Origin of the sequence: Streptomyces sp. CBMA291, from assembly GCF_014596525.1 — a bacterium.
Classification (GTDB): domain Bacteria; phylum Actinomycetota; class Actinomycetes; order Streptomycetales; family Streptomycetaceae; genus Streptomyces.
This window is the reverse complement of sequence record NZ_MSJP01000013.1, coordinates 1-16,140: the sequence shown is the minus strand read 5'-3', so window position 1 is coordinate 16,140 and position 16,140 is coordinate 1. Positions and strand designations below refer to the sequence as shown.

General features: G+C 70.2%; 13 protein-coding genes, 1 pseudogene and 1 riboswitch. Of the genes and pseudogenes, 9 read left to right on the top strand and 5 right to left on the bottom strand.

The window, feature by feature from the left end; genetic code table 11:
• Positions 1-47 precede the first annotated feature (47 nt).
• Positions 48-476 (top strand): SRPBCC family protein, encoded by a 429-nt coding sequence (locus BU197_RS03500; protein WP_188266682.1) that lies wholly within the window; start codon positions 48-50, stop codon positions 474-476.
• 371 nt (positions 477-847) lie between these two features.
• Here the strand turns inward: BU197_RS03500 and BU197_RS31210 are convergent, their stop codons facing one another.
• Positions 848-1,462, bottom strand: a complete 615-nt coding sequence (locus BU197_RS31210; RefSeq protein ID WP_188266681.1) for a PadR family transcriptional regulator — start codon at positions 1,460-1,462, stop codon at positions 848-850.
• 250 nt (positions 1,463-1,712) lie between these two features.
• On the opposite strand from BU197_RS31210, the gene BU197_RS03490 reads away from it, so the two are divergent.
• From BU197_RS03490 to BU197_RS03480, 3 genes and pseudogenes are all read left to right on the top strand, one after another.
• Positions 1,713-2,345 carry a TnsA-like heteromeric transposase endonuclease subunit gene (locus BU197_RS03490; RefSeq protein ID WP_317452329.1) on the top strand — a complete coding sequence of 211 codons (633 nt, stop codon included), beginning with the start codon at positions 1,713-1,715 and terminating at the stop codon, positions 2,343-2,345.
• Between the two features lie 299 nt (positions 2,346-2,644).
• Positions 2,645-4,297, top strand: coding sequence for a Mu transposase C-terminal domain-containing protein (locus tag BU197_RS03485; protein WP_223183933.1), 1,653 nt, complete (start codon positions 2,645-2,647; stop codon positions 4,295-4,297).
• A 32-nt stretch (positions 4,298-4,329) separates the two neighbouring features.
• Positions 4,330-5,343: pseudogene (locus tag BU197_RS03480) on the top strand (ATP-binding protein).
• Between the two features lie 667 nt (positions 5,344-6,010).
• On the opposite strand, the gene BU197_RS03475 reads toward BU197_RS03480, so the two are convergent.
• A complete protein-coding gene (locus BU197_RS03475; protein WP_188266680.1) occupies positions 6,011-6,274 on the bottom strand; it encodes a hypothetical protein in 264 nt (87 codons plus the stop codon).
• 82 nt (positions 6,275-6,356) lie between these two features.
• Here BU197_RS03475 and BU197_RS03470 point away from each other — a divergent pair, with 82 nt between their 5' ends.
• Together BU197_RS03470 and BU197_RS03465 are read left to right on the top strand one after the other, a co-directional pair.
• Positions 6,357-6,785 (top strand): DUF6188 family protein, encoded by a 429-nt coding sequence (locus tag BU197_RS03470; protein WP_188266679.1) that lies wholly within the window; start codon positions 6,357-6,359, stop codon positions 6,783-6,785.
• A gap of 187 nt (positions 6,786-6,972) precedes the next feature.
• Positions 6,973-7,785, top strand: coding sequence for a PhzF family phenazine biosynthesis protein (locus BU197_RS03465; RefSeq protein ID WP_188266678.1), 813 nt, complete (start codon positions 6,973-6,975; stop codon positions 7,783-7,785).
• A gap of 152 nt (positions 7,786-7,937) precedes the next feature.
• On the opposite strand, the gene BU197_RS03460 is transcribed toward BU197_RS03465, so the two are convergent.
• Both BU197_RS03460 and BU197_RS03455 read right to left on the bottom strand, forming a co-directional pair.
• Positions 7,938-8,801 (bottom strand): CPBP family intramembrane glutamic endopeptidase, encoded by an 864-nt coding sequence (locus BU197_RS03460; RefSeq protein ID WP_223183936.1) that lies wholly within the window; start codon positions 8,799-8,801, stop codon positions 7,938-7,940.
• Positions 8,802-8,864: 63 nt separating this feature from the next.
• Entirely contained in the window at positions 8,865-10,364 is a 1,500-nt protein-coding gene (locus tag BU197_RS03455; protein WP_188266677.1) for a glutamate--cysteine ligase, read from the bottom strand.
• Between the two features lie 480 nt (positions 10,365-10,844).
• On the opposite strand from BU197_RS03455, the gene BU197_RS03450 reads away from it, so the two are divergent.
• Together BU197_RS03450 and BU197_RS03445 are read left to right on the top strand one after the other, a co-directional pair.
• Positions 10,845-11,435, top strand: a complete 591-nt coding sequence (locus tag BU197_RS03450) for a hypothetical protein (RefSeq protein ID WP_188266676.1) — start codon at positions 10,845-10,847, stop codon at positions 11,433-11,435.
• Positions 11,436-11,841: 406 nt separating this feature from the next.
• The gene (locus tag BU197_RS03445) at positions 11,842-12,048 is read left to right on the top strand and encodes a DUF5999 family protein (protein WP_188266675.1); all 207 of its coding nucleotides are present in this window, start codon (positions 11,842-11,844) and stop codon (positions 12,046-12,048) included.
• Positions 12,049-12,139: 91 nt separating this feature from the next.
• Here BU197_RS03445 and gcvP read toward each other — a convergent pair whose 3' ends face one another.
• Positions 12,140-15,025 (bottom strand): aminomethyl-transferring glycine dehydrogenase, encoded by a 2,886-nt coding sequence (gcvP, locus tag BU197_RS03440; protein WP_188266674.1) that lies wholly within the window; start codon positions 15,023-15,025, stop codon positions 12,140-12,142.
• A gap of 177 nt (positions 15,026-15,202) precedes the next feature.
• Positions 15,203-15,302: riboswitch (glycine riboswitch) on the bottom strand.
• Between the two features lie 63 nt (positions 15,303-15,365).
• Here gcvP and BU197_RS03435 point away from each other — a divergent pair.
• Positions 15,366-15,791 carry a PRC-barrel domain-containing protein gene (locus BU197_RS03435; protein ID WP_188266673.1) on the top strand — a complete coding sequence of 142 codons (426 nt, stop codon included), beginning with the start codon at positions 15,366-15,368 and terminating at the stop codon, positions 15,789-15,791.
• Positions 15,792-16,140 lie beyond the last annotated feature (349 nt).

Sequence of the window (16,140 nt, the reverse complement as noted above, 5' to 3'; positions counted from 1 at the left end):
TTCCGCGCCACCGGAACCCAGTGGGCACGCGTGAAGGGGTGGTTTCCATGGCCGAAGTCAGCGCGGAGGCACGGATCGAGGCACCGGCCGGAAAGGTCTGGGCGCGGCTCCTGGACTTCCCCTCGTACGGCGAATGGAACGCCACGCACACCGGCTTCCCGGACGGCGGGCCCGCGACCCTGGAGACGGGGGCCACCTTCACCGAGAACATGAAGCTGATGGGCTTCCCCGCGGAGGTGCTCTGGACGGTCGAGGAACTGGAGCCGGAGCGGGCGTTCGCCATCAAGGGCAAGGGCCCGATGGGAGTGATCATCACCACCCGCTACGCGCTCACGGCGGACGGCGCGGCGACGGTCCTTCGGATCGACGGGGCGTTCACGGGCGCTGCCGTCTCCCTGATGGCGGCCAAGCTGAAGGACTCGGCGACGACGGCCCTGACCGAATCCTTGCGGAGACTCGCGGGGGTGACGGGCTGACGGGTCGATGGGCCGACGGGCCGACGGCTGACGGCTGACGGGCCGAGAGGCAGAGGGGCCGCGGGATGCGCGGAAACCCTGCGGGACCGGCCGCAGAGGCCGGGCGGGCGGGCCCTGCTCGACCCGCAGCCGGGCCGGGACCAGCTTGCCACGGGGCCCGGGACCAGGCCGAAGCCGGGCCCCGGGACCGACCCGGGGCCGGGACCGGGACCGGAGCCGAGGCCGGAGCCGAGGCCGGAGCCGAGGCCGGAGCCGAGCGGGGCCCGCACCCCCACCCACCCACCCGCACCCCGCACCCCGGCCGAACACGACGAAGGGCCCCGCGGCACACGCCACAGGGCCCTTCCCCACCCCTACCGACGCCCGTCGGCTCAGTGCTCGTCGGCGAGGATCAGGTACAGCTTCTTGCGGGCCTCGTTGATCACGCCGACCGCCTTCTGCCGCTGCTCGGCACTGCCGGTCTTCCAGACCTGGCCGAACGCCTCCATCAGGCCGAAGCCCGCCTGCCTGATCTCGTTCACGGCCTCCCAGTCGACCCCGCGCCCGGCTTCCTCCCAGGGCGCCTCGGGACCGCCCTCGGCCTCGGCGCGGCCGGAGTCGGTGAGCGTGAACAGCTTCTTGCCACCCTCGCTCTCGCTGACGATCAGGCCCTCGTCCTCCAGCATCTGGAGGGTCGGGTAGACGGAGCCGGGGCTGGGCTTCCAGGCCCCGTCGCTCCGCTCGCCGATCTCCTTGATCATCTCGTAGCCGTGCATCGGGCGCTCCTTGAGCAGCGCCAGGATCGAGGCGCGCACATCACCTCGGCGCGCCCGCCCCCGGCCACCGCCCCGACCGCGTCCGCCGCCCGCGAAGGGGCCCCCGCCGAAGCCCGGCCCGAAGGGCCCGAACGCGGCCCGCCTGCCTTCGAAGTCGCCACGCGGCCCGGGACCCCAGCCCCCACGCCCGGCCCCGTGTCCGTTTCCGCACTCGTGTCCGTGTGAACGCATCGCAACGCTCCTTTCGTCAGGATTGCATCGTTGAACTGTCGCGATACTTCAACGATATATCGGAACCGTTCGACAGGCAAGGGATCGCCCTCTCGATCCGCTTGTCCCGTCTCACTCAATCGAGTCGTTTTCTCAACGAACCGAGTCGTTCGGGCTTCTGTCTCAGCGAACCTGGTCGCGCGGTTGAGTGCACTGGGGGTGCTGGATGGCTGTACCGGCTGGGGTGGATCGGGCAGCGACGTGCGTCGAGTTGTCGTACGTCGACGCGGTGCACGGGCGTCGCCGGCGTCCGCTGCAGGACTGTGTGACGAGCCGGTTCGAGGATGCCGAGCCGGTACGTACGTTCCGCTGGTCGCGCGGTGAGCGTCACTTCCCGGGCTGGTACTGGGCGGCGACGACCGGGCGACACGTCGGCTTCGAGTCGTGGCTGGAGCGGGACCGGCTGCTGTTGATGGACTTCGATCCGAGCGTGGTGGGGATGGGCTCGCAGCCGTTCTGGCTGCACTGGCATGACGGCGAGCGGGAGCGTCGACACGCCCCGGATTACTTCCTGCGCCGCGCGGACGGCTCGGCGGTGGTCGTCGATGTCCGTGCGGACGAGCGGATCGAACCGAAGGACGCCGAAGCATTCGAGATGGCACGTCTGGTCTGCGCCCAGGCCGGGTGGAGTTTCGAGCGGCTGGGGACGCCTGACGCGGTGCTGCTAGCGAACGTCCGGTGGCTGTCGCGCTACCGGCACCCGAGGTGTCTGCACGACCCGGCCGCGGCCCGGCTCCGGGAGGTTTTCACAATCCCGGGGCCGCTGATGGTGGGGCGGATGCGGCCGGGGATCGGCTGTCGATGCTGCCCGTGCTGTTCCACCTCCTCTGGCACCAAGAGCTGACCGCCGAGGACATGACGGCAGAGTTGCTAGGGCCGCGGACGATCGTGCACTCGGCCAGCGGGGTCGGCCGGTGACCGGGAAAAGGCGGGTGCCACCGACCTCCCGGATCGGGGAGTTCCCCGAGGCTGCCGCTGAACAGGCCTGCTGGTGGGAGAGGCACATCCTGGAGGTGTTGCACGGCCTGCCGCCCCGATGCTCCGGAAGGGACCAAGCCGCGGCCGGAGTTCGATCCAAAACGCTGTTCGCTGGCCCAGCGCGAACGGGTCAAGGCTGCCGAGCTGACGGCGGCCGGGCATCAGATGTCGGCCAGCGGCATCAAGCAGCGGCGCCAGCGCTACCAACGGGATGGGCTGGTCGGGCTTGCGGATGGCCGGTCGGCCAAGCGGTTGCAGGCCTTCGGCCAGGTCGACCCGGCCGTGGTGGGAGCCATGCGACAGGCGATCGCCGAGACCGCCGACGCGTCGTCGAGGACTACCGGCTTCATCATCTGGCGGACCAAGCAGCTCCTGTCCGATCGGGAGGAGACCGCCGACGTTGAGCTGCCGTCTCGGGCCACCCTCTACCGGCTGTTCGACAGACTCGCCGCCGGTACCCAAGCCACTGGGTCGGCCCACACCCGCCGCTCTGTCGGAGCACGGCCCTCCGGGCCATTTGGCGAAGTGCCGGCCAGTGCGCCCGGCGAGCTGATGCAGATCGACTCCACGCCGATGGACGTGCTGGCGCGGCTGGATGACGGCGTTACCGAGAAGGTCGAGCTGACGGCCATGGTCGACATCGCCACCAGGTCGATCACCGCAGCGGTTCTGCGGCCCCCCACGAAGGCCGCGGACGCCTCCGCGTTGCTGGCTCGCAGTGTTACCCCTCAGCCGATCCGCCCGGGCTGGGCGGAAGCCCTACGGATGTCCCGGTCAGCATTGCCGCACCGGCGACTGCTGAGCATCGACGAACGACTGGAACACGCGGCCGCCCGCCCGGTGATCGTGCCGGAGACGATCGTCTGCGACCACGGCAGCGTGTTCATTTCGCACGCCTTCAGGGCGTCCTGCCGATACCTGGGCATCAACCTTCAGCCGGCGCACAAGGCGACGCCGACCGACAAGGGAACGATCGAGAAGACCCTGGGCTCCGTGGCCACGCTGTTCGCCCGATTCGTCGCGGGATACACCGGCTCGACGACGGACCGCCGCGGCCGCGGCCTGGAAGACGGGCCTCTGTGGTCACTGCCCGAACTCCAGAACCTCCTCGACGAGTGGATCATCGCCGTTTGGCAGACCAGGCCCCATGACTCTCTGCGCGGCCCTGACGCACCGACGCGGGCGTTCTCACCGAACGAGAAGTACGCCACGCTGCTTGAATCCTGCGGATACGTCCCAGTGCCGCTCGGCGGCGAGGACTACATCGAACTGCTGCCCGAGCGCTGGCAGGCGATCAACGCCTACGGCATCCGCATCAAGCACCGCACCTACGACAGCCCGGAGTTGAACCCGCTGCGCCGCCAGCGCTCGGGGGTAAGGACAAAGAAGGGCCTGTGGGAGGTCCGCTACGACCCCTACGACGTGTCCCGGATCTGGGTACGCGACGCCCGCGCCGATCGGTGGATCACCGTGCTCTGGAAGCATCTCCACCGCGTCGGCGCCCCCTTCGGTGAGTTGGCCTGGGACCACGCTCGCGCCCAGGTTCCCGGCGGCACCGAGGAACAGATCGCGGATGCGGCCGCGGCTCTGCTGCGGCGGGCCCACGACGGTCCTGCTGCAGAGCAGGACCGTCCGACCAAGCGTTCGCGGCGTGACCGCCGCATCGCCGCTCGTACTCGGACAACGTCGACCAACCGCTCGGTTCCAGATCCACCCGTCATCAAGCCGCATTGCAATGACGCGCCTGACACCGAGCTTGCCGATGTCATCCCACTGGGCCTGTTCGACCCGCTCGCCAACCCTTGGAGGCACACGTGACTCTCTCCTGCCCAGCGGCCGGCCCGACAACGATGCGGCAGGCCGACGCCGAGGCCGACCAGCAGCTGACCACTCTGGTTGGCTGGCGGAGGTTCGTCGACGGCCCACTCCCACCCCCGAACCGGCTATCCCCGGGCGAACTGCAGCGGTTGTCACTCGCCGAGCCGGATCTCTGCGACGAGGACTGCCTCCACCATCACGCTCGGATGCTCACCGTCTCCACATCGTTCGTTGAGAAGACTCGGATCTGTGGCCGTCACCTGGCCCTGTCGAACAGACATGCGATCAGTGCCCGCCGAGGACTGATGGTCTCGGGCCTGCCCGGTACGGGCAAGACCAGTGCCATCGCGCAGCTCGGCCGTGCTCACGAGCTTCTCGACCGGGCCCGTCACCCTACGGTTGCAGACCGCATTCCCGTGCTCTACATCACCGTTCCGCCAGCTGCGTCCGCCCGCATGGTTGCAGCAGAGTTCGCCCGCTTCTTGGGGCTTCCGGTCCGTGGCCGCTCGAACATGACCGACATCATCGAGGCGGTGGTGGGTGTCTGCACCGACACGCGCACCGGGCTCGTCCTGGTCGACGAGATCCACAACATCTCGCAGAGGACCCAGGCCGGCACCGAGGTTTCCGACACCTTGAAGTACTTCTCCGATCGCATCCCCGCCACCTTCGTCTATGCGGGAATCGATCCGGAGTCCAGCGAACTACTGGTCGGCACGCGAGGCGCCCAGATCGCGGGCCGCTTCACTCTCGTTCCAACCGGCCCCTTCCCCTATGGCGAGGAGTAGAAGGGCCTGATCGCGACCATGGAAGAAACTCTGATCCTGCACGGCCATCCCTCGCGCAGTCTGCTCAAACTCGACCGCTACCTCTACTACCGCACCGACGGGATGATCGGCGCGCTGTCCCACGTCATCCGGGGCGCCGCGATCGACGCGATCCTCAACGGCACCGAGCGTGTCACCAAAGAGGGGCTCGACGCCATCCCTCTGGACTATGCGGCAGAGTCCACGCGCCCCGCGCCGAAGCCTGCCAGGCAGCGATGATCGAGATCGCACCCCCTCGTCTACCGATCTACGTTCGCCCTGCCGACGGCGGCACCTTCGACGCCTACATCCGACGCCTTGCGGCAGCGAACCATATCCCGCCCGCCGAACTGCGCTCCCACCTCTGTGCTGCCGGCTCCTCGGGTCCTCCCCTCCTTGAAAGACTGGCCGTCGTGACCGGCCGCGCGCTCACTGACCTTCAGCGGGCTCTGGTCGACATGCGATGCGGCATCTGCGGCCAGCCCCTTCCGGAGGCGAATCCCGCTCTCCCACGACGGTGTCCTACGGCACGCTCACTACACAGCGCCATGCATCCAGTGCGAAACCATCGTGGAACGCAACCGTCCATTCCGTTGGTGCTCCGAACATTGCAGACAAGCTACCTACGAGACACGTTGGGACAACGGACATTGCGGGCGCTGCGATCGAGTGCTGAAAGGCAAGACCGACCGCCGGTCCGAACGCGGGCGTCCACGGCTCTGGTGCTCAGCAGCCTGCCGCGTTGCAGCCCACCGGGAACGCCTCCGAGTGCTCCCAGACCCAGGCCCAGACCCAGGCCCTTCAGACAAGCTCGACGCCTGATGCCGCCTCCTCCCCGCACCATCCTGCTCTTTCACGACGAGACCCCGGACTCCTTTCTCAGCCGCCTTGCCACCGCCCCACAAGGTCACGCGGAGTCCTCCGACTCACCGTCATCATCCGCTGAGGGGCGAAGACGGCGACGCGCCGCTTCCAGGCGCTCCGAGTAGTCCGCTGCAAAAATTCCGGGAAGCGCCTTGTCCAGTGTTCCCGCGAGCCGGTGGATCGGAGCCCACACCGCCGCATCGTCCACAAGACGGCTGAGGTCCGTCATCTGCACCCGCTCCAGCCAGTCCGACAGGACCAGGGCCTCATCCGGAGTGAGCTGGATGGTGATCTGCTCGTCGTCCACAGCCCGACCATAGTTCCGGCCATGCCGCCCTGGTGCCGGAAATCCCATGGCCCTCGACTGTCAGATCAGCCAAGGTGCAGTGGTGAGCACTGAAGAGAGTCCCGTCGAACACGAGGACCAGTGGGTCCTGAACCTTCGCGGGATGAGCGTCACCAAGATCACCGTGGACTTCCGGCTCGTGCTGGTCCTCGACTCGAACTGGGAAGTCGCATTGGAAGCACCCGTCGACCTCTCGCACGGGACAGCCCGCGCCAACCCGTCCGTGCTCCTGAATCCGGAATCGCAGGACGTCGCGGGGGCACTCGCACTCTTTGGAGCGAATGTCCTGTCGGCGGTCGCGTTCAAGTCCGGCACCCTGTGTCTCGTCTTCGACACAGGCCACCATCTGACCTGCTCGTCCGATCCGTCCTTCGAAGCGTGGCAGGTCACGGGCCCAAGAGGGTGGCGCTTTGCATCACTGCCTGGAGGCGACCTCGCCGTCTGGACTGGCTCAGGAACGAGCGAGTCCTAGCCTCCCAACACGCAATGCGGCGGGCACGAGACTTGCGGTCTGTCTCAACGAACCGAGTCCACGCGTCTCACTCAATCCAGTCCACGCAGGTCAGCGAGACGCAGACGACTGACTTCGTTGAGACAGGACACCGCTTCTCCGCGACGGGCCTTGGTCCACCGGAAACCACCCCAGGTACGGTCGAACCATGCGCATCCGAATCGTCGACGCCTTCACCGACCGCCCCTTCTCCGGCAACCCGGCCGGAGTCCTGCTCCTGGACTCCTTCCCCGACGACGGCTGGCTCCAGCGGGTGGCCGCCGAGGTCAACCTCTCCGAGACGGCCTTCGCCCACCCCCTGCCCGCCGGGAACGGCGAGGCCGACTGGGCTCTGCGCTGGTTCACCCCGACCACCGAGGTCGACATGTGCGGCCACGCCACCCTCGCGACCGCCCATGTGCTGCACACCACCGGCGCGGCCACCGGCACCATCCGCTTCGCCGCCCGCTGCGGGATCCTCGGCGCCACCGCCGAGGACGACGGCACGATCACGATGGACTTCCCCACCTCCTCCGTCACCCCCGTCCCCACCCCGGACGGTCTGGACAAGGCGCTCGGCGTCGAGATCCTCTCGGTCCACGACACCGCCGCCCACGTGGGCGACCTCCTCGTGGAGCTGCGCGACGAAGCCACCGTGCGCGCCCTCGCCCCCGACTTCGGCGCCCTCGGGGCGTTCTCCGAGCGCGGGATCATCGCGACCGCCTACGCCGAGGACTCGTCCTGCGGTTACGACTTCGTCTCCCGGGGCTTCTTCCCCGCCGTCGGCATCGACGAGGACCCGGTGACCGGCAGCGCCCACACCGTGCTCGCCCCCTACTGGTCGGCCCGGCTCGGCCGTGACGAGCTGGTCGGTTTCCAGGGCGGCGCCCGTACCGGACTCGTCCGCACCCGGCTGCGCGGCGACCGGACCCTGCTGAACGGACACGCGGTCACCGTCATCGACGGCGAACTGCACGCCTGACCCGGCTCGCGTCGGGAGGCGGGCCACCCGCCTCCCGACGGCGGCGGTCCACGTCCACCCGCCTCCCGACACGGCCGGACCCGTCCACCCGCCTCCCGACCGGCGAAAGGGGCGTACGGAGTCCCCGTACGCCCCTTCCCTCACCCGCGGTCTCAGACCGTCGGCAGCCACCCGACCTTCCCCGCGAGCAGCCCGTAGCCGACGAAGGCCACGATGTCGAGCAGGGCGTGCGCCGCGACCAGCGGTCCGACCCGGCCCCAGCGGCGGTACAGGAGCACGAAGACCACGCCCATCACCACGTTCCCGACGAAGCCGCCGATCCCCTGGTACAGGTGGTAGGAGCCGCGGAGCACCGAACTCGCCACCAGTGCGGCCATCGGTGTCCATCCCAGCTGCCCCAGCCTGCGCAGCAGATAGCCGACGACGATGACCTCCTCCAGGACGGAGTTCTGGATCGCCGAAAGAATCAGCACCGGGTACTTCCACCAGACCTCCGGCAGCGACTCGGGCACCACCGTCAGGTTGAAGCCGCTCGCCCGCGCCGCCAGATAGAAGGCCAGGCCCGCGCTGCCGATCCCCGCCGCGAGCAGCGCCCCGCGCCCGATGTCGGGCCACGGCTGGGTCCGGTCGAAGCCGATGGTCCGCGGCCCGGCCCCCTCGCGCGTCAGCAGATGGACGACGAGGAGGACCGGGACGAGGGCGGTGGCGATGCCGAAGAGCTGCCAGGACAGGTCGAGCCACGGGCGGCCGGGCGCGTACGAGCCGTTGAGCGTGGCCGCCTGCTCCTTCAGCGCCCCGGTCCTGGTGAGCGAGCCGATGAAACTGATGAGCGACGAGACCCCGCTCGCGCCGAGGGAGAGCGCGAGGACGAGCAGTGTCTCGGAGCGCAGCAGCCGGCGCGGATCGCTCCCGGGCGGCGGCGAAGCGTCACCCACTCGTACCTCGGACGCCACGGCTGTCCCCACTTCCCGGTCGCGGACGGACGCCGCTCCGGCGACCGGCGACCACTCTGCCATGACCGGCCGTCATGTCCCGTGGTCGCCCTGCCCGTGCCCTCGGGGGCCGGGGCCCGCCCCCGCTCAGTCGATGCCCACCGGCCAGGTGTGCACCGGCTGCCCCTCCCGCATCAGCGTCCGGTAGCGCCGGGTGGTCGCCGCGAGTGCCGACGGGCGGTCGAGTCCCGACGCCAGGGCCTGGTGGAAGGTGTCGGTCTGCCAGGAGGCGCCGTTCACCCCGCGTCGGCAGCGCTGCTCGATGACTCCGAGGTAGTAGTCCCGGTCGGCGGGCTCGATGTTCCAGGCGTCGAGCCCGGCGGCGGCGAGCGGCAGCAGTTCGTCGAGCACGAGCCGGACCGCCGGGAGCGTCGTGACGCCACCGGCCCTGCCCGCCCGGGGCCAGCGCTGCTCTGCCTCGATGCCGTACCGGCAGGCGGCGTCGAAGTTGGCCTCGGCGTCCTCGAAGGACAGGCGCTTCCACACCGGGCGCGGGTCGTCGGCCAGGGACCGCACGAGTCCGTAGTAGAAGGCGGCGTTGGCGATGACGTCGGTGACGGTCGGCCCTGCGGGCAGCACCCTGTTCTCCACCCGCAGGTGCGGGACCCCGTCCACCCAGCCGTACACGGGCCGGTTCCAGCGGTAGATCGTGCCGTTGTGCAGGTTCAGCTCGTGGAGCTTCGGCACCTCGCCCCGGTCCAGGGTGAGCAGCGGGTCCTCGTCGGCGCAGACGGGCAGCAGGGCGGGGAAGTAGCGGACGTTCTCCTCGAAGAGGTCGTACGCCGACTCCACCCACCGCTCGCCGAACCAGGTGCGCGGCCGTACGCCCTGGGCCTGGAGTTCCGGCGAACGGGTGTCGGTGGCCTGCTGGAAGAGGGGCGGCCGGGACTCGCGCCACACCTCGCGGCCGAAGACGAAGGGTGCGTTGGCGCCCAGCGCGATCTGGACTCCGGAGACCGCCTGGGCCGCGTTCCACACCGAGGCGAACCGGGCGGGTGTCACCTGGAGGTGCAACTGCACCGAGGTGCAGGCCGCTTCGGGGACGATCGTCTCCGAGGTGCAGAGGAGCCGTTCGACGCCGTGGATGTCGAGGGTGAGGTTCTCGCCCCGGGCGGCGAGGATCTGATCGTTGAGGAGGGCGTACCGGTTGGCCGCCGACAGGTTCTCCAGGATCAGGTCGCCCTGGGTGAGCGTGGGCAGGATGCCGATCATGACGACGCCCGCGTCGAGTTCCGTCGCCTTGCGGTCGGCGTATCCGATTCCGGTGCGTATCTCCTCCGCGAGCCGGTCGAATACGCGACCGCCGAGCTGGTGCGGCGCGATGTTCACTTCAAGGTTGAACATTCCGAGTTCCGTTTGGAAATCGGAACTCGCGATCTTTTCCAGAACCGGATCGTTCAGCATCCGGGGCAGTCCGTCCGGGCCCGCGAGATTGAGTTCGATCTCCACACCCATGAGATTGCGCGGCCGGTCGAACCTCTTCTCCGCGAGGAGCCTCGCGAGTCCCGCGAGGCACTCCCTGAGCTTTCTCCGGTAGTGCTGCCGGTCGGACGGACCGAACCCGTCGGCCACGACCTTCTCGCCCATCGAAGGGTCCCTCCCCGAGTGGGCGGCCGCGACGGCGGCCGCGTGTCTGGACCATGATGCCCATTCGTCTGATCGACAACGCCTGCGGCACCGAGACATCGGAGGATAGGCTGGATGCGGCACTCTGGAGGCACATTCCCAAGGCATAGGACAAGCGACATATACCGCCGTCCTATTGGATCGGACCACGGGATCGGAATTCAGCCGTCCGCCTCTTACGGGAATACCCAGGTGAGCGCGGGGAGCGACAGGGCGTGCCGCTTCGACTACCCTTTTTCTACGGCCGGATGAGGCCTTGCCAGGAATACCTGCGGCGTCTAGCGGAAACACTGTGTGAACACGTGTCGTATAAACTCCGCGGACGAGGCAGAGTGTTGGCGCCCGGCCATGATCTCTCGGCCCCTCTCTGGCCCCGCCGCCGACAGCGCCGTCGTACCTGCCCACGCGTCACCGTGTCTCCTGAGCGAGAGGCGACCCACCATGCTCCGACCCTCCCCGGCCCCCGCGCCGGCCCTGCGCAGCGTCCTCGCGGCCCTGGACTCCCCGGCCGCCGTCCGCGAGCCGCGCACACCCGCCCTGCGGGCCGCGCAGGGGCCGCTGAGCCCCGATCACCCCTTGCCCGTACACGTCTTCGGAGCGGCCGGAGCGCCCGGACGGCCGCCGCGCACCCGGCTCGCCGGCTGGCGCTTCCTCATCCGGCAAGGCGACCGGGCCATCGCCGCCGCCGACACCATGCTCACCCCCGACGGCTGGGCCTTCTCCCACTTCTTCGAGGGTCCCTACGTGGCCTCCACCGAGCGCGCCCTGCTCCAGGCGGAGGCGCTGCCCGGTTCCTACCGCCCGAGGCTGCTCTCCGTACCGCAGCTCTACATGCTGGCCCTCTGGCTCCAGGCGGGGGGTGACAAGGACGGTGCCGCGGGCACTCCGATCGCGTCCGACCTGATGGTGCCGCTCGCCCCGGCGCCGCCGGGGATCGCCGCCTCGCACGCCTACCGGGTCGCCGATCTCCTGCCCGTGCTGAGCACCCGTCTGACACCGCCGCCGCCGCTCGGCTCTCCGACACCCGCCTGATCCGGCACCCGAGCACCCACCGCCCCGTGCCCCACCGGGTCACGGGGCGGACTCGCGCCCGGACCTCCGCCCCGTTCCAGAAGACCCCGATCCGCCCCGGCCCTCTCCGGTCGCCGACGGTCACCGACGGTACGAACGGCCTGCCCGAACGGCCCGCCCGAACGCCCCTCCCGGACGGACTAGCCCACTGGGGCCATTCCTAACCACCCGAAGAGACGGTGCAGTTGACCTGAACCGCCCCTGCGGGTGACGCGTCTTCCCGTGAGAGGACGAGCTGCCGTGAAATACCTGCGGAAGACCGTCTCTGGGGCAAGACTTGGGACCGGAACCGAACCGACCGACGGGGGCGGCGATGAGCGCCAAGAGCCGCAGGACATCCACCACGACACAGCGAGAGAACCCACCCATGTGCCAGCACCAGCCCGCCTGTCCCACCGCCGACTCCGCCGACCGCGAAGCGGCCCGACTGACGGCTCACCATCCGGAGCAGGGCTGGAGCCTGCTGTGCAACGGCGTCCTGCTCTTCGAGGACACCGGTGAGCTGCTGCCGGACGGACAGATCATCGCCCCGCACCGACCGCTGACCGCGGGCCAGGTCACGGCCGCCGCCTGAGCGGGCGGGGGAACGACCGGGGCCGGCCAGGAGAGATCTCCGGACCGGCCCTCGGCCATGCTCAGGCGGTCGCGCGCGACCGCCGCCGTGCTCAGTGGTCGTACGCGTCCAGCGGCGGGCAGGAGCAGACCAGGTTGCGGTCGCCGAAGGCACCGTCGATCCGGCGCACCGGCGGCCAGTACTTGTCGGCGGCCGAGACACCGGCCGGGAAGACGGCCTCGTCGCGGGTGTACGCGTGGTTCCACTCGCCGCCGAGCGCCGCGGCGGTGTGCGGGGCGTTGTGCAGCGGGTTGTCGTCGGCGGGCCACTGACCCGAGGCGACCTTCTCGATCTCGGCCCGGATCGCGATCATGGTGTCGCAGAAGCGGTCGAGTTCGGTCAGGTCCTCGGACTCGGTCGGCTCGATCATCAGCGTGCCGGCCACCGGGAACGACATCGTCGGGGCGTGGAAGCCGTAGTCGATGAGGCGCTTCGCGATGTCGTCGACCGTGACACCCGTGGCCTTGGACAGCGGGCGCAGGTCCACGATGCACTCGTGGGCGACCAGTCCGGCGGGGCCGGTGTAGAGCACCGGGAAGTGCGGCTCCAGGCGCTTGGCGATGTAGTTCGCCGCGAGCACCGCGACCTGGGTGGCGCGCTTGAGGCCCTCGCCGCCCATGAGCCGTACGTACGACCAGGAGATCGGCAGGATGCCGGCGGAGCCCCACGGGGCGGCCGAGATCGGGCCGACGCCGGTCTCCGGGCCCGCGGTGGGCTGGAGCGGGTGGTTCGGCAGGTACGGGGCGAGGTGCGCGCGGACGCCGACCGGGCCGACGCCCGGACCGCCGCCGCCGTGCGGGATGCAGAAGGTCTTGTGCAGGTTCAGGTGCGAGACGTCGCCGCCGAACCGGCCCGGCTTGGCGAGCCCGACCAGCGCGTTGAGGTTGGCACCGTCGACGTACACCTGACCGCCCGCGTCGTGGACCTCGGCGCAGATGTCGGCGACGTGCTCCTCGAAGACGCCGTGCGTCGACGGGTAGGTGATCATCAGCACGGACAGCTCGTCACGGTACTGGGCGATCTTGGCGCGCAGGTCCTCGACGTCGACCTCGCCGTCGTCGGCGGTCTTGACGACGACGACCTTCATGCCGGCCATCACGGCGGAGGCGGCGTTGGTGCCGTGCGCCGAGGACGGGATGAGACAGACGATGCGCTGCGCGTCGCCGTTGGCGCGGTGGTAGGCGCGGACGGCCAGCAGACCGGCCAGCTCGCCCTGGGATCCGGCGTTGGGCTGGATCGACACCTTGTCGTAGCCGGTGACCTCGGCGAGGCGCTCCTCCAGCTCGGTGATGAGCGTGAGGTAGCCCTGCGCCTGCTCGACCGGGGCGAAGGGGTGGATCTGACCGAACTCGGGCCAGGTCACCGGCTCCATCTCGGTCGTCGCGTTCAGCTTCATCGTGCAGGAGCCGAGCGGGATCATGCCGCGGTCGAGCGCGTAGTCGCGGTCCGCGAGCTTGCGCAGGTAGCGCAGCATCGAGGTCTCGGAGCGGTGCGCGTGGAAGACCGGGTGGGTCAGGTACGCGTCGGAGCGCAGCAGCCCGGCGGGCAGCGCGTCCTCGGTGACGGCGTCCAGGGCCTCGATGTCGGCCTCGACGCCGAAGGCGGCCCACACGGCGGCGAGCTGGGCGCGCCCCGTGGTCTCGTCGCAGGCCGCGGAGACGTGGTCGGCGTCGACGCGGTAGAGGTTGACACCGGCCTCGCGGGCGGCGGCCACGACCGCGTCGGCCTTGCCGGGCACACGGGCGGTGAGGGTGTCGAAGAAGGCGCCCTGGGTCAGCTCCACGCCACCGGCGGTGAGGCCCGCGGCGAGGATCGCGGCGTACCGGTGGGTGCGGCGCGCGATGCCCTGGAGGCCCTCGGGGCCGTGGTACACGGCGTACATGCCGGCCATGACGGCGAGCAGCACCTGGGCGGTGCAGATGTTGCTGGTGGCCTTCTCGCGGCGGATGTGCTGCTCGCGGGTCTGGAGGGCCAGACGGTAGGCGCGGTTGCCGTCGGCGTCGACGGAGACGCCCACCAGGCGGCCGGGCAGGGAGCGGGCGTGCTTGTCCTGGACGGCCATGTAACCGGCGTGCGGACCGCCGAAGCCCATCGGGACGCCGAAGCGCTGGGTGGTGCCGACGGCGATGTCGGCGCCCAGCTCGCCCGGCGAGACGAGCAGGGTGAGCGCGAGCAGGTCGGCGGCGACGGTGACGATCGCGCCCAGCTCGTGGGCCTGGTCGACGACGGCCTTGATGTCCCGCACCGCGCCGGAGGCACCGGGGTACTGGAGCAGGACGCCGAAGACGCCGCGCTCGGCGATCTCGGCGGGGATGCCCTCGGACAGGTCGGCGACGACGACCTCGACACCGGTGGGTTCGGCGCGCGTGCGGATGACGGCGACGGTCTGGGGCAGGGCGTCGGCGTCGACGAGGAAGACGCCGTTCTTGACCTTGCCGACCCGCCGGGACAGGGACATGGCCTCGGCGGCGGCGGTGCCCTCGTCGAGGAGGGAGGCGCCGGAGGTGGGCAGACCGGTCAGGTCGGCGACGACGGTCTGGAAGTTCAGCAGGGCCTCCAGGCGGCCCTGGGAGATCTCCGGCTGGTACGGCGTGTACGCGGTGTACCAGGCCGGGTTCTCCATGACGTTGCGCAGGATCACCGGCGGCGTGAAGGTGCCGTAGTAGCCGAGGCCGATCATGGGCGCGAGGACCTGGTTGCGGTCGGCGAGCGTGCGCAGCTCGGCCAGGACCTCGGCCTCCGTGCGCGCGGCGGGCAGGCCCAGCGCCTCGGTGTTCTTGATGACGTCCGGCACCGCGGCGGCCGTCAGCTCGTCGAGCGAGCCGTAACCGACCTGGGCGAGCATCTTGGCGCGCGCCTCGGCGTCGGGCCCGATGTGCCGCTGCTCGAACGGGATGCCCTGTTCGAGTTCGGAGAGCGGAATGCGGTTGGCGGTCATGTACGGAGGCCTCCTGGTCGTCACGACCTGCGAGGGGCACCACGGCGCGGGTACCCGGACGGCCTCCCCCTCTGTCATCTCAACCTGAGAGTTTCACCGGCGCGCCTCACGGCACCCCGGCTTTCACCGTCGGTGAGAGCGCATGCCGTCGGACACCGCTCCGCTTTCCAGAGTGACCTCGTCCGCGCGGTACAGGGGCCTGAGAGATTCCGGGGAGGATTTGCTCCTTCGGCGTCCACCGGAAGCGTTCTCCGGGGGACTCTCCCGCACAGGGTCGACAGCCACAGCCAGCCTACCAGCGCGGTTGTGCCTCCCATCGCTCAAGTGGCCGACATCCGAGATGTGCACTTTCGTAGGGTTTGCAGAGCAGTTGCGACCAGTTGGAGGGACCGTGCAGACCGACATCGATCCGCGCAGCCTGATCGGCCGCAAGGCGTTCGACCGGAGCGGGCACAAGATCGGAACCGTGGACGAGGTGTACCTGGACGACGCGACCGGCGTCCCCGAGTGGGCGGCGGTCCGCACCGGGCTGTTCAGCCGGGACGCCTTCGTCCCGCTGGAACCGAGCGAGCTGGCCGGGGACGGCCTCCACATCCCCTACGAACGCGCCCTCATCAAGGACGCCCCCGACTTCGGCGTGGGCCGCCATCTCTCCCCGGAACAGGAACTCCAGCTCTACCGGCACTACAGCATGGCGCTCCCCCCACCGCCCCCGACCGCCCCGGACACCGACTTCGGCCGCCTGGCGGGCGAGGGCGGCGCCTAGCACCGACGATCCCGCTCACGCCCCTCCCCGTTTCCTGCGAGCACGGGACCGGGAAGGGGCACGACGAGGCGGCTGCTCCGCGACGGCGCGCGGCCCGGGAATCCCGTAGCGGGGGGGGGGGGGGGAGGGGGGGGGGGGGCGGGGGGGGGGGGGGGGGGGGGGGGGGGGGGGCCGGGGGGGGGGGGGGGGGGGGGGGGGGGGGGGGGGGGGGGGGGGGGGGGGGGGGGGGGGGGGAGGCGGTTTCCGGCCCGGATACGGCGACGCCGACGGCGGTCCGTGGGGGCGGACCGCCGCCGGCGTCGGCGACAGGACGGGTGAAGGAAGGAGGGGGCTATCTGGTCGGCTTCTT

What these genes read in the sequence shown, in the direction of transcription:
- BU197_RS03435 (WP_188266673.1), top strand. Translation starts at nt 15,366, where the DNA reads ATGTGCACTTTCGTAGGGTTTGCAGAGCAGTTGCGACCAGTTGGAGGG.
- BU197_RS03445 (WP_188266675.1), top strand. Translation starts at nt 11,842, where the DNA reads ATGTGCCAGCACCAGCCCGCCTGTCCCACCGCCGACTCCGCCGACCGC.
- BU197_RS03460 (WP_223183936.1), bottom strand. Translation starts at nt 8,801, where the DNA reads ATGGCAGAGTGGTCGCCGGTCGCCGGAGCGGCGTCCGTCCGCGACCGG.
- BU197_RS03450 (WP_188266676.1), top strand. Translation starts at nt 10,845, where the DNA reads ATGCTCCGACCCTCCCCGGCCCCCGCGCCGGCCCTGCGCAGCGTCCTC.
- BU197_RS03500 (WP_188266682.1), top strand. Translation starts at nt 48, where the DNA reads ATGGCCGAAGTCAGCGCGGAGGCACGGATCGAGGCACCGGCCGGAAAG.
- BU197_RS03485 (WP_223183933.1), top strand. Translation starts at nt 2,645, where the DNA reads ATGTCGGCCAGCGGCATCAAGCAGCGGCGCCAGCGCTACCAACGGGAT.
- gcvP (WP_188266674.1), bottom strand. Translation starts at nt 15,025, where the DNA reads ATGACCGCCAACCGCATTCCGCTCTCCGAACTCGAACAGGGCATCCCG.
- BU197_RS31210 (WP_188266681.1), bottom strand. Translation starts at nt 1,462, where the DNA reads ATGCGTTCACACGGACACGAGTGCGGAAACGGACACGGGGCCGGGCGT.
- BU197_RS03455 (WP_188266677.1), bottom strand. Translation starts at nt 10,364, where the DNA reads ATGGGCGAGAAGGTCGTGGCCGACGGGTTCGGTCCGTCCGACCGGCAG.
- BU197_RS03465 (WP_188266678.1), top strand. Translation starts at nt 6,973, where the DNA reads ATGCGCATCCGAATCGTCGACGCCTTCACCGACCGCCCCTTCTCCGGC.